This window comes from Rufibacter ruber, from assembly GCF_001647275.1.
Classification (GTDB): domain Bacteria; phylum Bacteroidota; class Bacteroidia; order Cytophagales; family Hymenobacteraceae; genus Nibribacter; species Nibribacter ruber_C.
This window is the reverse complement of record NZ_LRMM01000033.1, coordinates 15995-33394: the sequence shown is the minus strand read 5'-3', so window position 1 is coordinate 33394 and position 17400 is coordinate 15995. Positions and strand designations below refer to the sequence as shown.

General features: G+C 50.7%; 9 protein-coding genes. All 9 read left to right on the top strand.

From position 1 onward, the window contains the following. Window positions 1-2 precede the first annotated feature (2 nt). On the top strand, window positions 3-3074 hold the full coding sequence (locus tag A8O25_RS13415) for a SusC/RagA family TonB-linked outer membrane protein (RefSeq protein WP_066835699.1): 3072 nt from the start codon (window positions 3-5) through the stop codon (window positions 3072-3074). Window positions 3075-3089: 15 nt separating this feature from the next. After that, window positions 3090-4844, top strand: a complete 1755-nt coding sequence (locus tag A8O25_RS13410; RefSeq protein WP_066835697.1) for a RagB/SusD family nutrient uptake outer membrane protein — start codon at window positions 3090-3092, stop codon at window positions 4842-4844. 22 nt (window positions 4845-4866) lie between these two features. Beyond that, window positions 4867-5814, top strand: a complete 948-nt coding sequence (locus A8O25_RS13405) for a DUF1735 domain-containing protein (protein ID WP_066835695.1) — start codon at window positions 4867-4869, stop codon at window positions 5812-5814. A gap of 116 nt (window positions 5815-5930) precedes the next feature. After that, window positions 5931-7388, top strand: coding sequence for an arylsulfatase (locus A8O25_RS13400; protein ID WP_066835714.1), 1458 nt, complete (start codon window positions 5931-5933; stop codon window positions 7386-7388). 255 nt (window positions 7389-7643) lie between these two features. Next, window positions 7644-9518: a sulfatase family protein gene (locus A8O25_RS13395; protein WP_066835693.1), complete on the top strand. Its 1875-nt coding sequence runs from the start codon at window positions 7644-7646 to the stop codon at window positions 9516-9518. Window positions 9519-9609: 91 nt separating this feature from the next. Then, window positions 9610-9942 (top strand): hypothetical protein, encoded by a 333-nt coding sequence (locus A8O25_RS13390; RefSeq protein ID WP_066835691.1) that lies wholly within the window; start codon window positions 9610-9612, stop codon window positions 9940-9942. 301 nt (window positions 9943-10243) lie between these two features. Continuing rightward, window positions 10244-11797 carry a sulfatase family protein gene (locus tag A8O25_RS13385; RefSeq protein ID WP_082893632.1) on the top strand — a complete coding sequence of 518 codons (1554 nt, stop codon included), beginning with the start codon at window positions 10244-10246 and terminating at the stop codon, window positions 11795-11797. A gap of 195 nt (window positions 11798-11992) precedes the next feature. Beyond that, window positions 11993-12919, top strand: coding sequence for a sugar phosphate isomerase/epimerase family protein (locus A8O25_RS13380; RefSeq protein WP_066835687.1), 927 nt, complete (start codon window positions 11993-11995; stop codon window positions 12917-12919). Between the two features lie 299 nt (window positions 12920-13218). Then, window positions 13219-17310 carry a hybrid sensor histidine kinase/response regulator transcription factor gene (locus A8O25_RS13375; RefSeq protein WP_066835685.1) on the top strand — a complete coding sequence of 1364 codons (4092 nt, stop codon included), beginning with the start codon at window positions 13219-13221 and terminating at the stop codon, window positions 17308-17310. Window positions 17311-17400 lie beyond the last annotated feature (90 nt).

The following is a 17400-nucleotide window of genomic DNA, read 5'->3' as shown; positions in this document are numbered from 1 at the left end:
AAATGACGAGAGACACAATTTCGAAAGTAAAATTTTACGCGTTGCTGCTGATGTTTCTGCCTGTAGTTGCCTTTGGTCAACGAAAGCAGCCTAAGGCCAAAGCCATACGTCAGACAATCATCAGCTCAAGGGTGACAGATGAAAACGGCGCACCTCTCAGGAACGCCATGGTGAGCACACAGGAGGGCACTGTCACTACCTACAGCGGTGAAGATGGTAGCTTTGTTTTGAAAGCTTTACCCGGTAGCGTGGTCATGATCCAGGCAAATGGGTATGAAGACAAAGTTATTGAAGTGGCAGAAGGAGGGGTGTTAGACTCATATGCGCTTGAGAAAATGCCTCTTTTTTCTTCTTCCCGAGATGTCTTATATCTACCCCTAGGCATAACTACGAGCAAACGCAGTACGGTGAGTTCTATCAGCAGTATAGACGGTGCAGATTTAGAAACTTATCCAGATCTGTTACTGACCAATACCTTACAAGGGAGAGCGACGGGGTTAACCGTACGCCATAATACTGGTGAGTTAGGGAACAACGCACCTGCTCTCATCATCAGAGGGCTCTCCAGGGGAGGTTCAGACGGTGCCATCACCATAGTAGACGGTGTGGAACGTCCTATGGAGGAGCTGGTGCCTGCTGAAATTGACCGTGTAGAAATTTTAAAAGATGCCACCGCGAAAGTACTCTATGGTTCAAGGGCGGCTAACGGAGTTATTCTGGTAACTACCAAGCGCGGCAAAGCTAATACACGAGTGACCAAAGTAAGCGCTGAATACGGTACAATGATGGCCACCCGAATGCCCAAATTTTTAGGTGCCTATGACTATGCCACTTTGTACAATGAAGCGCGGGAGAACGATGGCTTAGCCCCTTTTTATTCAGAGACCGAGTTGAATGGCTACCGCAACAGTGCCGGTGCCAATGACCAACGTTACCCCAATGCAGATTTCTATGGATATTTCCTCAAAGATGCCATGCCCTACAGACGGGCGTCGCTTCAGTTTCTGGGAGGAGATAACCGTACACAATATGCATTGGTGGTAGGGTATACAGGGGCAAGTGGTCTGGAAAAAATTAACACCCCTACCAATGACCGTTTCAACCTGAGGGGCAACTTAGACTTAGAGGTAACCCCTTCACTGAGAGCCTTTGCCGGTCTTGCAGGCATTATTGGAATGACAACGTCTGCAGATATCACTTCTGGCGCAGTCTTTTCCAGGTTGTCTTCCCATAAACCTAACGGGTATCCTTTCATTATTGACAATGAAGAGCTGAGAAATCTTAATGCAGGGGTAGGAGTTACGTCTATTCCGGCGTTAGGTGGGAGCCTGCAGCACCCAGACAACCTCTATGGCAGGTTAATGTACGGCGGTTCTCAGCATGGGCAGAACCTGGCAGGCCAGGGAACATTTGGGTTAGATTTGAAACTCGGCAACATCATACCAGGCCTGGCGGCCAAAAGTTACCTCACCTTTGACAACTACCAGTCATTCTCCAGAGGTCAGTCAGAAACCCCGGTTTCCTATGGGCAACGCTGGTTTCTGAATGATGCTGGGGAGGAACAGGTAACCTATTACAAACTGCAGAAACGTGTTATCCAGTCTGACCAGGTAAGGAAAGGGCACAGTATTTCCAGAACTTTGGGTTGGGTGGGAGAAGTAAAGTATCATAACCAGGTGGGGGTGCATGAGTTGACTGGAGATGTTACGTATTTCTATTACCGCAATGAGTCTAGTGGGCAGTTGCAAGACGTGGAAAACTCCAATCTGGCACTAAGGTTAGCCTATGGGTTACAGAACAAGTACTATTTGGAAGGGACTGCCGCCTATATGGGCAGCAACCGGTTAGCTTCTAAAAACCGTCATTTCTTATCCTGGGCTGCCGGGGCTGCCTGGGTACTCTCAGAAGAAGCCTTCTTACAAGGTAGTTCAGCCGTGAATTTTCTAAAGCTGAAAGCCAACATTGGTATTTTAGGATATGACCGCGCCACTGATTATTACCTGTTTCAAAATAGGTGGTACACCAACGGCACTATGCCATTTAATGAACGGAATCAAACATCTTTTCCCAGGACCAGCATTGAACTCATAGGTAACCCAGATCTGGACTGGGAGAAATCCCGGGAGTTTTCTGTAGGGGTAGAAGGGTTGGCGTTCCAGAACAGGCTGCAGTTTGAATTTAATTTCTTTGATGAGTTGCGGTATGACATCATCATGCGGCAAGGTGCACAGTACACAGGGATACACGGGGGGCTGGTGCCTTTCACCAATTATGGTGAAACCTCAAACAGGGGCCTGGAAGGCTCTATTAGCTGGCAACAGTCTGTGGGCGAGGTACATGTAAAAATGGGTGGGAACTTCATATACTCCAAGAATAAAGTACTTAAAACAGATGAAGTGGCTTACCCCGAGGAATACATGCGACAGACCGGACGTGGTTCAGACGCCCTCTTCGGGTATGTGGCCAACGGGTTGTTCCGGGACCAGGCGCAGGTAGAAAGCCATGCCTTTCAAACATTTGGGGCCTATGGTATTGGTGATATCAAGTATGCAGACCTGAATAGTGATGGGCTAGTTGATAGCCGTGACCGCAAGCAAATTGGAAATTCGTTCCCCAGAACTACTCTGGGCATGGAGGTGACCCTCCAATACAAAGGTTTTGGGCTATATCTACTGGGCACCTCAGAGTTGGGGGTAGACAAGATGTTGAATAACAGTTATTACTGGAATTTTGGCGAAGGAAAGTATTCAACTACCGCCTTTGATAGATGGCACCCACAGAATAACCCAGGCGGAACCGCTCCCCGGCTTACTACAACAAACGGGGCCAATAATCATATAGGTTCCAGCTTCTGGTTAGATGATGCCTCTTTCTGGCGCCTCAAAAATGTAGAGCTTAGTTATACCCTTAACACGGCCACTTCTTTTGCCAAGGGGTATCGGTTTTTTGTGAGAGGCACCAACTTGCTGGTTCTGTCTAGCATCAGGGATCTAGACCCTGAAGTGCTGAACGGAGGTGTAGCCAACTATCCGGTGATGCGGGGCCTCACTGGAGGTGTTTCCCTTTCCTTTTAATTAAAGTACTTGAGGATGAAAAAATATACATTTTACTCCCTGCTTTTTCTGTGCATGAGTATTGCCGCCTGTGAAGATATTCTGGAGCCCAAAGTAGACAATACCTATGGTGATGAAGATACCTGGAGGTTGCCAGAAAAAGCGGAAGGTGTTTTATTAAACGCCTACGCTAACATAGACCGGCAGTTTGATAGCTATGGCAATAACTTTCTGGATGTAGCCACAGATAATGCCGTGACTAATAATTATGGCTCTGCTTTTTATACAATTGGGGGAGGTGCCATTTCCTCGCCTTCCAATCCGCTGGCTATATGGGGAGATGCCTACACCCAGTTCAGGAACATCCACATGTTTATGGAAAAGGGTCTAGGGGAAAATATCATCTATAACTTAACCAGTGCCACCACCAACCAGCAACATAAAAACAGACTGAAGGGAGAGGCGTTTTTCTTGAGAGCCTGGTGGGGCTTCAAACTGTTGCAGCACTACGGCGGAAAAACAAACAATGGGCAGGCATTAGGATACCCCATCATCACCAGAATTCTCACAGATCAGGAAGCTACCAACCCTGGTCTGTTTAATAGAAACACCTATCAGGAATGTTTAGATCAGATTAGCCGAGACTGTGACAGTGCAGCATATTACTTACCCACTACCTATGCGGGAGAGGACCAGATTGTAGGGTCTGCACAGATAGGGAGGGCTACAAAACTGGCGGCCTTGGCTCTTAAGTCCAGAGCATACACCTATGGGGCAAGCCCCGCGTACCAACCCAATGACGTTACCCAGATTACAGGAATGGGGAGTTTCACAGTGGTGAGTAATGCCACCTATCTGGCAAATTGGGAAAAAGCGGCAAAGGTTAGCTATGAGGCCATAACACAGCTAGGGAACTTTTCAAACCTGATTGCAAAGAATTATAATGCAGCAGCAACTCCCAGTGAGTTTTTATTTAGGTTTTATCATAACAACAGGGCTCTTGAAACCCGGAATTATCCGCCCAGCTATCTTGGAAGCGGTTTTACCGGGCCCTCACAAAATTTGGTAGACGCCTTCCCCATGAAAAATGGCCGCCCTATTGGAACCCCATTGTCTATGTATGATCCTAACTCCCCATATGCTGGCCGAGACCCAAGGTTAGATTCAACCATTTTACGCCATGGCGGTTCATTGGGTGGAGTTCCCTTAGACATGGTTTTAGGTGGTAAAGATGCTCAGGGTGCATTTCCCCAAGCCACTCGTACCGGCTATTATCTCAGAAAATGGCTTTCTGATATCCCTAATATGTTAGACCCAGAAAGCCCTCAAAATGATCACCATTATCATGTCCTTCTTAGAAAGACTGAAGTATATTTAAATTTTGCAGAGGCCGCTAATGAGGCCTGGGGGCCAACCGGTACTATTCCTGATGGCAACATATCCGCTTTAAGTGTGCTGAAGTCCATAAGAACAGCTGCCGGGCTAAATTCAGATGATTATTTAGGTGAAGTGGCCGGTCAGGGAAAAAGTGCGTTCAGGGCCTTGATTCAAAATGAGCGCAGAATTGTATTGGCCTTTGAAAACCATTGGTTCTTTGATATGCGGCGTTGGCTTTTACCGCTGAACAATCCGGTGATGGGCGTGAAAATTACCCGTGATACCAATGGGGCTTTACAGTATAACAAGTATGAGGTGGAAAAGAGAGGGTTTAATGATATCAGATATTACTACCTCCCTTTACCTTATGATGAGGTAGTGAAAAACCAACTGGTAAATAACCTGGGTTGGTAGAAAGCCCTTAAGAAACAGAGACATGAAGAAGCTAAAACTATCCTTGCTATTAAGTATGCTGGCCTTAGCCCTTGCGGCCTGTGATGACTATGAAGAGTATATAAAAGATAATGAGTTCACGGCAGTTTACTTTGGCACCCAGAAACCCTTGAGAACCATTGTCGCCTATGATGAAATGAAGTTCAAGGTGGGGGTAACCCTGGCCGGAAGAAGGGAGAACAAGCAAGACGAATGGGCTACATTTGAGGTTGACCCATCGCTTTTAACCAACACCAGTTTTAAACTTCTGCCTAAGGAATATTACACCCTGAGTGATGAGAACAGAATGGTGATACCCGCCGGAAAATTTATAGGCGATGTGACCGTGACCCTGAACAAAGCCGCCTTTACATCTGATCCCTTGGCGCATACAAACACCTATGCTTTGCCCCTGCGGTTAAAAGAGACTTCAGTAGACTCTATTCTGCTGGGAAAACTTGATCTGGACGGGGGCGTGCTTACGCCAGCCAAAGACTACACCGTGCTAGTGGTGAAGTACATCAGTCCGCTGCACGGGGTGTATTACCACAAGGGAACCCAAAGAAAGCTAGACAATGCCGGTAACGTAACTGAGGAAACTGTTTACAGCACCACAGATTTGAGCAAAAACCAGACCTGGAACCTAACAACCCTAGCCTTAAATGAGGTGGAAACCTCTGGGGCTGGCACGTTTGTGACAACAACTGTTAACAATGTGAAGAACAGCTTTGGCCTTAAACTCTTCAGAAACGCAGATAATACCGTCACCATTGAGAAAGCCGCCGGGAGTAAGGTGACCATCTTGCAAAGCAGTGGCACTTATGATGCCACCAAACGGGAGTTTAACCTGGAATACAGATTCACCGCCAACGGTAGTACCTACAGCGTCACAGACCAACTGATTCTCCGTCAGGCCCCAGAGCTGGACCTGCGGTTTGAAGAATGGCAATAGCTGAAAACTAAGTGTATAAAGAGGATTTGTCGTTTGCGGTTCTGATTTTCTGAAAACAGCACGCAAAAGCAAGCCGTAGCCCCAGTGCCAACCGGAAGCGGCCAATGAAGGATTCCATGAAAAAAATTGTAGTACTAGTTCTGGGCCTGTGGGTGGGCAGCAATTCGTTTGCCCAGCAGAAACCCAACATCATCTACATTCTCACAGATGACATGGGGTACGGTGATTTAAGCTGTTACGGGCAGAAGAATTTCCAAACCCCCACGCTAGACAAACTGGCGGCGCAGGGCATCAAATTCACGCAGCATTACGCGGGTAGCCCCGTGTGCGCCCCGTCCAGGGCATCTCTGATGACCGGGCGAGATGCCGGGCATTCGCGCGTGCGGGGTAATTATGAGAAAGGGCCGCATGGGTTCGGGGCGGGATATCCGCTGAAAGCGGAAGACGTGACCCTGGCCGAAGTGGTGAAAATGGCCGGTTACCGTACCGCGCTGATTGGCAAGTGGGGGTTGGGCATGACCGGCACTTCGGGCGCGCCCGAAAAGCAAGGGTTTGACGAGATGTACGGCTTCCTGAACCAGGCCCACGCGCATTACCAGTTCCCAGACTACCTGTACCGGAACGGCAAAAAAGAAACGCTGAAGGAAAACCTGAACGGCAAGCGCGGCAAATATTCCAATGACATTTTTACGGCAGAGGCTGTCCAGTACATTGCCAAGCAGAAGAAAGATCAGCCCTTTTTCCTGTATCTCTCGTTTGTGACTCCGCATGCGGAATTGATTGTGCCTGAAGACAGCATTTTCAACCACTTTAAAGGCAAGTTTCAAGAAACCCCATTTGTCAAAAGCAAGCAGGGCAGCAACGGCGTTGAAGATTTCGGGGCGTATGCAAGCCAGGATTATCCGGCGGCGGCCTATGCGTCTATGGTGGTGCGCATTGACCGTGATGTGGCCAAAATTATGGCGCAGCTGCAGAAAATGGGGCTTGATAAAAACACGGTCATCATGTTCAGCAGTGACAACGGGTCGCACAAAGAAGGGGGCGCCGACCCGACTTTTCACCAAAGCAACGGAACCTTGCGCGGCGCTAAGCGCGATGTATACGAAGGCGGCATACGGGTGCCGTTCATTGTGCACTGGCCCGCCCAAATCAAACAGCCAGCGGTATCCAACCATGTGTCGGCGTTCTGGGACATCATGCCCACCTTTGCAGACTTAGCTGGGGTAAACTTACCCAAAGCCGGAATTAAGACAGACGGTATTTCCTTGTACCCCACATTCACGGGGAATTCGGCGCAGCAGAAGGCGCATGCTTATCTGTACTGGGAGTTCCATGAGGCTAAAACCAGCAGCCAGGCCGTGCGCCTAGGCAACTGGAAAGCGGTTCGCCAAAGCCCCGCGGGCCCGCTGGAACTGTATGACCTGAGCCAAGACGAAAGCGAGACCAAAAACATAGCCCCGGAAAACCCGGCGGTGGTGAAGAAAATGGAAAGCATTTTGGCCAAGGCCCGGGAACCTCACGAGCTGTGGCCGTTGAAAACCGGAGCTGCGGCAGCTGTGCCGAATCCGCAGTAAATCTGTTTCCCGTGGTGAAAGTTTTCCTATGCCTGGCTCTTTTTTATGTGATATAAGAATTTGTTTGTTGTAGTTCAGGTCGGGAATAGAAGCGTTTCCGGCCTGTTTTTCGGAAAACAGCTCAAAAACAGAAACTCTTAAATTTAGGGAGCGCATTAAACTAATTGGGTTAGTCGCCATCAAAGGGCTGACCTGCCAGCGGGCGTAAAGCGCTCGCCTTTGCTTGTACATTACTAGACGTCTTTTTCAACCTTTATGAAGAAATTCTTTTCCCTGTTTGCGCTGGTTCTCTTCGCATTCCATGGCTTCGCCCAAGACCGGCCCAATATTCTGTGGCTGGTCACCGAAGACATGAGTCCTTACTTGAGCAGCTACGGGAACAAACTGGTCAAAACCCCTAACTTAGACAAACTGGCGGCGCAAGGCATCAGGTATACGCAGGCCCGGTCAAATGGGCCGCAGTGTTCACCGGCACGCTCCACCTTGATTTCCGGGAAATACGCCGTGAGCCTGGGCACAGACATTCACCGCGAAGGCCGTCCGGTTCCGGCTGCGTTTTATTTCCCCAAGTACCTGCGCGAGGCCGGATACTACACCTCTAACAACGCCAAGAAAGATTACAACGACAAAAAAACGCCCGAAGACGTGTGGCACGAGTCCAGCAACAAAGCCAGCTACACCAAGCGGCCAGACAAAAGCCAGCCGTTTTTCTCGGTGTTCAACTGCGGCATCACCCACATGGTGCGCGTAGCCACCCGCAGCGTAGAAGGTCGCGACCAGCGCACCGTACCCATGGACAAAGTATCTGTGCCGGGCTACGTGCCTGATTTACCAGAGGTGCGCAATGACATCGCCTGGAACATGGACGCCGTCATGCTCATGGACAAATGGATGGGCGAGAAACTGGCGGAACTGGAGAAAAGCGGCGAGGCCGAAAACACCATCATCTTCTTCTACGCTGACCACGGTGGCACCGTACCGCGCGGCAAGGCCTACGTGTATGAAAGCGGCACCCGCGTGCCGTTGATTGTGTACTTCCCCAAAAAATGGCAGCACCTGGCCAACACTGCGGTGCCATCGGTGAGCAACCGGCAGGTGTCGTTTGTAGACTTCTCGGCCACGGTACTCAATCTGGCAGGGGTGAAAACCCCGGACTTTCTGGTGGGCAAACCGTTCTTAGGCCCAGACGCGAACAAACCCGAGAATACCAGAAAATACACCTTCGCGTTCCGGGCGAACCAGGGCGACAGTTTTGCGCCGTCGCGCGGAATCACCAATGGCCAGTACAAACTCGTCTGGAACTACCAGAGCGCGTACCCCAACGGTACCCGCCAGGACTACCAGTGGCAAATGCCCGCGCAGCAAGCCTGGGACGTGGCCAACATGAAAACCAAACTGAGCCCGCTGCACAAAGCGTTCTGGGTACCGGTTGAGACCTTTGAGCTGTATGACCTGCAGAAAGACTCCCTGGAAACCAAGAATCTGGCCCAAGACAAAGCCTACGGCAAAATCTTCAATGAGCTCAAAGCCGAATTACAGCGCGAGGTGCGCCAGCAGAAAGACTTAGGCTTTATGCCGAGAGAATACCGCAAAACTTTGCAGGAGCAGGGGCCGCTGTTCAACGTGGTGAGAAAAAACAACATTGACGTAGACAAGCAAATCGGCGCCGCCGAAACAGCTTCTTTAAGGAACCCTGCCAACCTGAAAACCCTAACCGATTATCTGGCCGACAAAGACCCGGTGGTGCAATTCTGGGGCGCCAGCGGTATTTGCGGACTAGCCAAAACCGGACAGCTAAAATCCTGGCCTACCAAAGCCACTGCCGCCATGGGGCAGGCAGAAATAATCCCAGAGGTAAAAAGTCTCTTAGCTGAGGCCATGGTCTATGCCGGAAACAAAAAGCAAGGCCTGGATTTCCTGCTGCTGCAGGTGAAAGACAATTTCGGACCGGCGGCGGCGTGCCTGCAGAACATAGGTGCCGAAGCCAAACCCATTGCCCCTGAATTACAGGCGCTGTTAGACGGAAAAGGCGGTAACAAGCATAAGTTCTACCTCCGCTCCATCTTAATCAACTGCGGCGTGCTGCCATATTCGGCGCTGTACCAGGCCGGTGAGAAAACCAGTGATTAATATAGGGCGGTGCGCCTTAATGGATTTCCGTTTTCGGGCTGTTTTTAGAAAAACAGCCCGGAAACGGAAAATATAAACATCCGCTTGCGCTATGAAAGCAACTGTCTCAGCGGTCTTTCTGCTGCCTCAGCTGTTCGGGATTTGTAATCCCGAACTTGGGGACTCAGCGGATTTGCAATCCGCGGATTTTTTCAGAGAAAGCGAGGGATGGGGAGTACAAATCCCCGAAGCAGGTGCTTCCGGATTGCAAATCAGGAAGAGCAGAGGAGAAAAGCAGAGTAAGAAAAGGAGGGCGAAAATCCAGAAAAGCAGGGTGATGAAAATTGGAAAAGCTCACGTATTCCGTCCCCCTTCAAAGGGGGACGGAATGCGTTTGCTGTTCGGGATTTGTAATCCCAAGCTTGAGTCCTCAGCGGATTTTTAATCTGCGGGTTTGCAGGTTAGAAGCAGATACGGGGATTACAAATCCCCTCCTTAGTTGCTTCCGGATTGTAAAACCCGAAGAGCAGGGAAGAGCGGCAGGAGTAACTTTTTTTGAGAATTAGAAATGCATCAGTTTTCAAAAGAAGACAGAATCGCTTTAGAGAATTTGCGTTTCCGGGCTATTTTTTAGAAAACAGGCCGAAAATAGAAAAGCAGAGGCTAGCTCCATGAAATACTGCTAATAGGAAAAGCAGCTCTACAATCAGTCAGCGCCATTACCACAAGTGTAAATACAATTCAGAATGAAACACTTCTATTCAGTCTCAGCCCTTCACGCTCTTCGGCTTGTAGCCGGTGCCTTGTGTCTTTTATTCGGGGCATCATCGACCGTACAGGCCCAGCAGAAACCCAACATCATTATCATTTACACTGATGATTTGGGCTACGGTGACATCAGCTGCAATGGGGCTACCCAGGTGAAAACCCCCAACATTGACAAGCTGGCCGCGCAGGGGCTAAGGTTTACCCAGGCATATGCCACCTCGGCCACGTGCACGCCCTCGCGGTTCTCCATGCTCACCGGCAAGTACGCCTGGCGAAAGCAAGACACGGGCATTGCCCCCGGTGATGCCGCGCTCATCATCCCCCAAGACATGCGAACCCTGCCCGACATGCTGCAATCAGCGGGCTACAAAACCGGGGTGGTGGGCAAATGGCACCTCGGCCTGGGGCCGAAGGGTGGGCCGGACTGGAACGCAGACGTGAAACCGGGGCCGCTGGAAATTGGGTTCAACTACTCGTTCCTGATGCCCGCCACCGCCGACCGCGTGCCCTGCGTGTACCTGGAGAACTACCGCATTGTGGACCTGGACCCCGCCGACCCCATTCAGGTAAGCTACAAAGACAAGATTGGCGACGAGCCCACCGGCAGAGAAAACCCCGAGCTGCTGAAAATGAAGTATTCGCACGGGCATGATAATACCATTGTGAACGGCGTGAGCCGCATTGGGTACATGACAGGCGGCACCAAAGCACGCTGGATTGACGAGGACATGGCCGACGTGTTCACCAACCGCGCCGTGAAATTCATTGACCAAAACCAGAAGCAGCCGTTCTTCCTGTACTTCGCTACGCATGACATTCACGTGCCGCGGCTGCCGCACTCAAGGTTTGCGGGCAAGAGCGGCATGGGCCCGCGCGGCGACGCCATTCTGCAGCTGGACTGGACCGTGGGCGAAATCATGAACGCGCTGGACCGGCTCAATCTGGCCAAAAACACTATTCTGATTTTCACCAGTGACAACGGGCCCGTGGTAGATGATGGGTACGTAGACCAGGCGGTAGAGAAACTGGGCAAACATACGCCTTCCGGACCGATGCGGGGCGGCAAATACAGCGCGTTTGAAGCAGGCACCCGCGTGCCGTTCCTGGTGCGGTGGCCGAGTAAAATCAGCCCTGGCGTCTCCAATGCTCTGTTCAGCCAAGTGGATTTGTACGCCTCGTTTGCCAGCCTGACGGGCCAGAAATTAGCCACCCAAGATGCCCCAGACAGCCACAACCAATTGCAGACGCTGTTGGGCAAGGCAAAAATCGGGCGCGAGTACGTGGTGCAGCAGTCTTTGAACAACACCCTGTCTATTGTGCGCGGTGATTGGAAGTACATTGAACCCAGCAGCGGCCCAACCATGAACAAGAACACCAACACTGAACTGGGCAATAACCCACAGCCGCAACTCTACCACCTCAAAAAAGACGTGGCTGAAAAGCAGAACGTGGCCCAAGCCAATCCTGCCACTTTAAAGGAACTGCAGACCCTGTTGGCATCAGTGAAAGCGAAAGAAAAGACCAGACCATAACTTTTTAAGCGCAAGCGGCAAGGTAAACTGCGTGAACTAGCGGGGAAAATTCCGCTGGAAAAGAAAAAAGTCGCTTTGACGTTTGCTTGCGTTTTCGGGCTGTTTTCTGAAAAAGAGGTCAAAAACGCATTAGGTGGAGAAGGGTAGAAGGGAGGGCTAAATGGATAACATTCGTTCTACAAAAACATAAAAGTAATGTCGCGTAAATTGACTAGGCGGGAGTGGGGCCTATTGACTTTGGCCGGAATGGCAGGGGCTATGTTGCCGTTCGGGTGTGCTTCTTCTGCATCGGCCAAGGCCGAAGAAAAAAAGCGGGGCGTGGTGCTGGGGGTGCAGACCTACAGTTTCAGGGACCGGGATTTGGACGGGGCCATTGCCGCCATGCGCCAACTGGGCATCACCAGCTGCGAGCTGTGGGTGGGCCACGTGGAGCCGCGCCAGCACCAGTGGCGCCGCAACCTTACCCCGGAGCAGGCCAAAGAAAACCAGGAGAACCTCAAGAAATGGCGCGCCACCGTGACCATGGACGAAATCAAGGGTATCAAAGAGAAATTCGCGCAAGCGGGCATTGCCATTCAGGCGTACAACCCCTCTATCAAAGACAGAACGCCCGACAGTGAAATTGACCTGGCGTTCCGGATTGCCCAGACGCTGGGGGCCGAGGTACTCACGGTGTCGGCTACGGTGAAGGTGATGCCCCGCATTGACGCGTTCGCCCGGAAATACAAGATGAAGGTGGGCATGCACAACCATGACAACCTCAAAGATCCCAATGAGTTTGCCACTCCGGAATCGTTTGCCCAGGGCATGGCCGGTAATTCAGATTTTATTGGAATTAACCTAGATTTAGGACATTTCACGGCCGCCAACTTTGACCCGGTGGCCTACCTGAAAGAGCACCACGCCAAAATTTACTGCCTGCACCTGAAAGACCGCAAGAAAAGCCACGGCCCCAGAACGCGGTTCGGGGAAGGGGACACGCCCTTGGCCGAGGTGCTGAAACTCATCAGAGACAACCACTGGAATATTCCGGCCAACATAGAATTTGAGTACGAAGGTGACCCTGTAGAGGAAGTAGGGCGAAGCTTGGCGTATTGCAAGCAGGTTCTAGAACAATCTTAAGCAGCTGAGAGGCTTTCCTGTTTTCGGCTTGTTTTCAGAAAAACAGGCCCAAAACGGAAACGGTCATCGCCGCCGCCGGGACTTAGCCTTGCTGGCTGGAACAGCTTCACTCTTAATTTTCCGTTTCTGGGCTACTTTTCCAAAACAAGCTCAAAACAGCACTTGTAGCATGTTTTCCAGATGAAGTGGAAGTGCGTCACTTGCTCATGCGGGGGCGGTTTTTGATTTTCCCTAGAATAAACGTAACTTTCCTTAACATAATGGGCTCAGTACCAATCTGATTTTCGGTTGTTAAGAATATGAAGTTTCTGTTCCTGAAAGTGCTGTTTTGCTTGTGGGGTTGTTTGGCGGTTGCCCAGGGAGTAAGCAGTCATTTGTACACTGAGCTGTCTGAGGAAAAGTGGCTGCCCAAATATTCAATCCTAAGTATTTTCCAGGACAGCAAAGGGTATTTCTGGGTGGGCACCAACTCGGGCCTGTTCAAGTATGACGGGCACAAAACCACTGAATACGCCCTCACCCACAACGGCAAGAGCACCCTGCTCAACAATACCATCAGAGACATTGCCGAAGACAAACAAGGCAATATTTGGATTGCCACCGGCAGCGGGCTGGGCGTGATTCAAACCCATCCGTATCAGGTTAAGCTGGCGTTGAGCGAAGGAATCCAGAACCTGGCTGTAGCGCCAGACGGGGCCGTTTGGGTCACCACGCTAGACGCCGAGCACCTGCTGTACAAAATCTCCCCGGTAGGCGCCGCCCAGAAAACCCAGCAGCCTTATTTCCGGAAAACCGACCCGGTGGTGCAGAAAATGGGTCGCGGCATTACCTGTTTTTACCAAACCTCCCAAGGCAATCTATGGCTAGGGACCGAGAACGGAGTATTTTATTTAGACGCCCAGCGGAAGAAGGTGTTTGAGACCAGCCTCACGGCCCCCGTTCTCAAAATCTACGCAGACCAGAATGGCGTGTTGTGGGTAGGCACCCGCACCGAAGGCCTATTGGCCGTTTCGCCGCAGGTGCAGCAAGACGCAGTGCAGCTTACCACCCTGAAAATCTACAAATTAGGCGAGCCGCAGGAAGCAAGTTTCGGGAAAGTCAACAGCATTACGTCGCTCCAGAACAACCAGCTTATAGCGGGCACCTTCAACCACCTTTATCTGGGGGAACCCATTTCTTCCTGGAACCAACGGTTTAAAGAGCCTCAGAAAACCGCTTCGTTTTTTCAGGACAACAACGTGCTGTGCACCTTGGTAGACCGGGAACAGAACATTTGGGTGGGCACCTTGTATGGCTTGTACAAACTCAAAAAGCAGGAGTACGCCTTTACCAGAATCAAGCTGGCCACCCCCAACTATATTCCAGTCAACAACCATGTGGTAAAGCTCAGCGCAGACCGGCAGGGCACGCTTTGGGCCATCAGCAACAATGACGGTTTGTTTCAGTTTGAGCCACAGACCAACACCGTTAGCCGGGTAGAAATGCCGGTGAAGGGGCGGGTGAAGAACATAGAACAGGGCAAAAGCGGCCATTACCTCCTCAACATTGATGACAGGCTTTACCGGTACAAAGGCGCTTCGCTCGCTGATTTCAAGCAAGAGCACCTGGAACTGCTGCCTTATACCAGTGCAGATATTCAGACCATGTTAGAGGTGTCGCCGGGCAACTGGTGGCTGGGGACCTGGAACAACGGCCTTCTGCAAGTCGCCCTAGACGGCAAGGCACCAGACCCATTCTTTCAGCAGGTAGCTAAGGTGGCCAACAAAGTAACCCACATCTTCAATCTGGTGAAAGACCAACAGGGCAACATCTGGATTGGGTACCGGGGCAACGGCCTCATCAAAGCAAACCCGCAAACAAAGAAAATTCAGGAATACCACGCCGGCAAGAACGGCTTGCAGAGTGACCGGATTGTAAGCATTTACCCAGATAAAAACGGCAACGTTTGGGTGGCTACGCGGGGGCATGGAGTGCAGGTGTATGATGCGCAGAAAGACCGGTTTACGTCCTTCACCACGGCGCACGGTTTGCCGTCAAATTCAGTGTGCGCCTTCGGCGAAGACGCAAAAGGAACGCTGTGGGTCTCCACCCAAAACGGATTAGCCAAGTATTTGCCGGGCCAGCCGGTGCCTTTCCAGCATTACGGCGTGCAAGATGGCATTGTGCATCCGGAGTTCTCTTTCAATGCCGTGGCGATCGGGAAAAACAACACCCTGTACTTCGCCAATTTAGATGGTATTTACCAGCTTAACCTCAGCGCGGGCAACAAGCATTCCACCAAAGCTCCCCAGCTGGCATTTTCTGAATTCCAGATACTGAGTGAGGGAGAAGAGGCAGCCCAGGCACAGCAGGAATATCTGAACGCTATTCGTATTAAAGGCAGTTTCAGTTTACCTTATAACCACAATAGTTTTCTAGTCTCTTTCGCCACCCTTGATTTTACCTCGCCTGAGAAAGTAAAGTACGCCTACCGCCTGAAAGGTTGGGAGCAGGAGTGGCAGTACACAGACGCCAATGGGCGGGAGATTCAGTACCTGGACCTCCCGGCGGGGAAATACACCTTTGAGGTGAAAAGCTCTAACGCCGAAGGCATCTGGTTTGACAACCCCATCTCTTTTCAAGTAGAGGTGCAACCGCCGTTTTGGTTCAGTCCGTGGGCGTATGCCGTGTATGCCGTAGTGCTGTTGCTGGTGGTGGCGGTGGTACTATATTTCCTGAGGAGGTGGTTCAAACTGAACAACCAACTTAAAGAAGAAGCAGAGGTGCTGCAACTGCAAACCCAGCAAATGGTGTACTTCTCTGACTTATCGCATGAAATCAAGAACCGCCTCACTTTGATCCTGGGTCCGTTAGAAACCGCTCTGACTGGAAAAAAGGTAAACAAAGCCATTCTACATAATCTGTATGAGCAAGCCCTTCGCTTGAAGCGCATTAATGAGCAGATTATCAACATCAGGAAGAGTGAGGCCGGGGAGTTTATATTGAGTGTGGAGGAGGGAGACATTACCCAGTACGTGGCCGATGTCTGTGAACGGGTGAAACCGCTGGCCCTGGTGCGCGACATTGACATTGCCTTTGAGTCAGATATAGACAACGGACAAGTTTTCTTTGACAAGGAACTGCTAGAGATTATCCTGCTCAACCTGCTTTCCAACGCCATCAAATATTCAGAGCCGGGGGCGAATGTCACTATCACGCTGAAATCTGTTGCCATAGAAGGCCAGGAGGCCGAAGACCGGGAACCTGGCACATACGTGTGCTGCGAAGTGAAAGACACGGGCATGGGTATTCCGGAGGAAGAGCTGCAAAACGTCACCTCACTTTTCTACCGTGCCAAAAATGCACAGGAGAGCAAAGAGAAAGAGGGCGTAGGGCTGGGACTGAACCTGGTACAGCGGTTAATCAAGCGCCACCACGGTTGGCTCTCCATTCAAAGCCGACAGCATGAATATACCGCCGTCACGTTCTACTTCCCTGCTGAGAAAGACCATTATTCTCTCACTGAACTCAGGCCAACATTGGCCAACACGCCAATTGTAGAGGAACTGCCCCAGCAACAGCCCGCCAAAAAAGAGCAGAAGTCCAAAGGTGCCCTGGTCATTGAAGACAAACCCAAAGTGGTAGTGGTAGATGATGAGCCTGAAATAAGGCAGCTGATACGCGAAACGCTGGCAGAAGAATTTGATGTGCTGGAGGCGGGCAATGGCGAAGAAGCCTATCAATTGCTGCTGGCAGAATCTGTGTCTCTGGTGGTCAGTGACATTTCCATGCCGCTGCTAGATGGTATTTCTTTACTTAAACGGGTGAAACAGTCGCCTGACCTGAATGACATTCCGGTGATTATTTTAACGGGTAAAAGCTCAGCCAGCGAGAAATACCTCTGCCTCAAAAACAACGCTGATGATTTCATTGAAAAGCCGTTCAGCCCAGAGTTGCTGCGGTGGCGAATTGTGGGGCTGCTCAAAAACCGGGAGATTCTTAAAGACAAGTTCATCAGGAAAGTGGCCATAACCCAGCAGGAGGAAACGCGGGTAGAATCGCCTGATGAGAAGTTCATTCATGAGGTGGTAGAACTGATTGATACCCACATGGCCAACCATGACCTTAATGTAGAGTTCCTGGCAGAGAGCATGTGCATGAGCCGCGCCACCCTTTACCGTAAGATGGAGGAACTGCTCAGCGAATCGCCTTCAGATTTTATCAAGAAGGCCCGCCTCAGAAAAGCTGCCGCCTTGCTGAAAGAAGGCAAATTTTACGTGTCACAGGTAGCATACATGGTAGGCTCCAAAAACCCCAAACAGTTTACCAAAAGCTTCCTGAAGGAATACGGCTTAACCCCTACCGATTATATGAAACAGGAGGGAGCCCCGTCAGAGAAGGCCCTGGTGTAAGTGTTATCGCGCTTGTGAGACAAAAACAAACCCTATATGAGAGGAACAAACCCTGTTTGGTGCTTAGGTTTGGGTTTAGAATGTATTCTC

What these genes read in the sequence shown, in the direction of transcription:
- A8O25_RS13415 (WP_066835699.1), top strand. Translation starts at nt 3, where the DNA reads ATGACGAGAGACACAATTTCGAAAGTAAAATTTTACGCGTTGCTGCTG.
- A8O25_RS13410 (WP_066835697.1), top strand. Translation starts at nt 3,090, where the DNA reads ATGAAAAAATATACATTTTACTCCCTGCTTTTTCTGTGCATGAGTATT.
- A8O25_RS13405 (WP_066835695.1), top strand. Translation starts at nt 4,867, where the DNA reads ATGAAGAAGCTAAAACTATCCTTGCTATTAAGTATGCTGGCCTTAGCC.
- A8O25_RS13400 (WP_066835714.1), top strand. Translation starts at nt 5,931, where the DNA reads ATGAAAAAAATTGTAGTACTAGTTCTGGGCCTGTGGGTGGGCAGCAAT.
- A8O25_RS13395 (WP_066835693.1), top strand. Translation starts at nt 7,644, where the DNA reads ATGAAGAAATTCTTTTCCCTGTTTGCGCTGGTTCTCTTCGCATTCCAT.
- A8O25_RS13390 (WP_066835691.1), top strand. Translation starts at nt 9,610, where the DNA reads ATGAAAGCAACTGTCTCAGCGGTCTTTCTGCTGCCTCAGCTGTTCGGG.
- A8O25_RS13385 (WP_082893632.1), top strand. Translation starts at nt 10,244, where the DNA reads ATGAAACACTTCTATTCAGTCTCAGCCCTTCACGCTCTTCGGCTTGTA.
- A8O25_RS13380 (WP_066835687.1), top strand. Translation starts at nt 11,993, where the DNA reads ATGTCGCGTAAATTGACTAGGCGGGAGTGGGGCCTATTGACTTTGGCC.
- A8O25_RS13375 (WP_066835685.1), top strand. Translation starts at nt 13,219, where the DNA reads ATGAAGTTTCTGTTCCTGAAAGTGCTGTTTTGCTTGTGGGGTTGTTTG.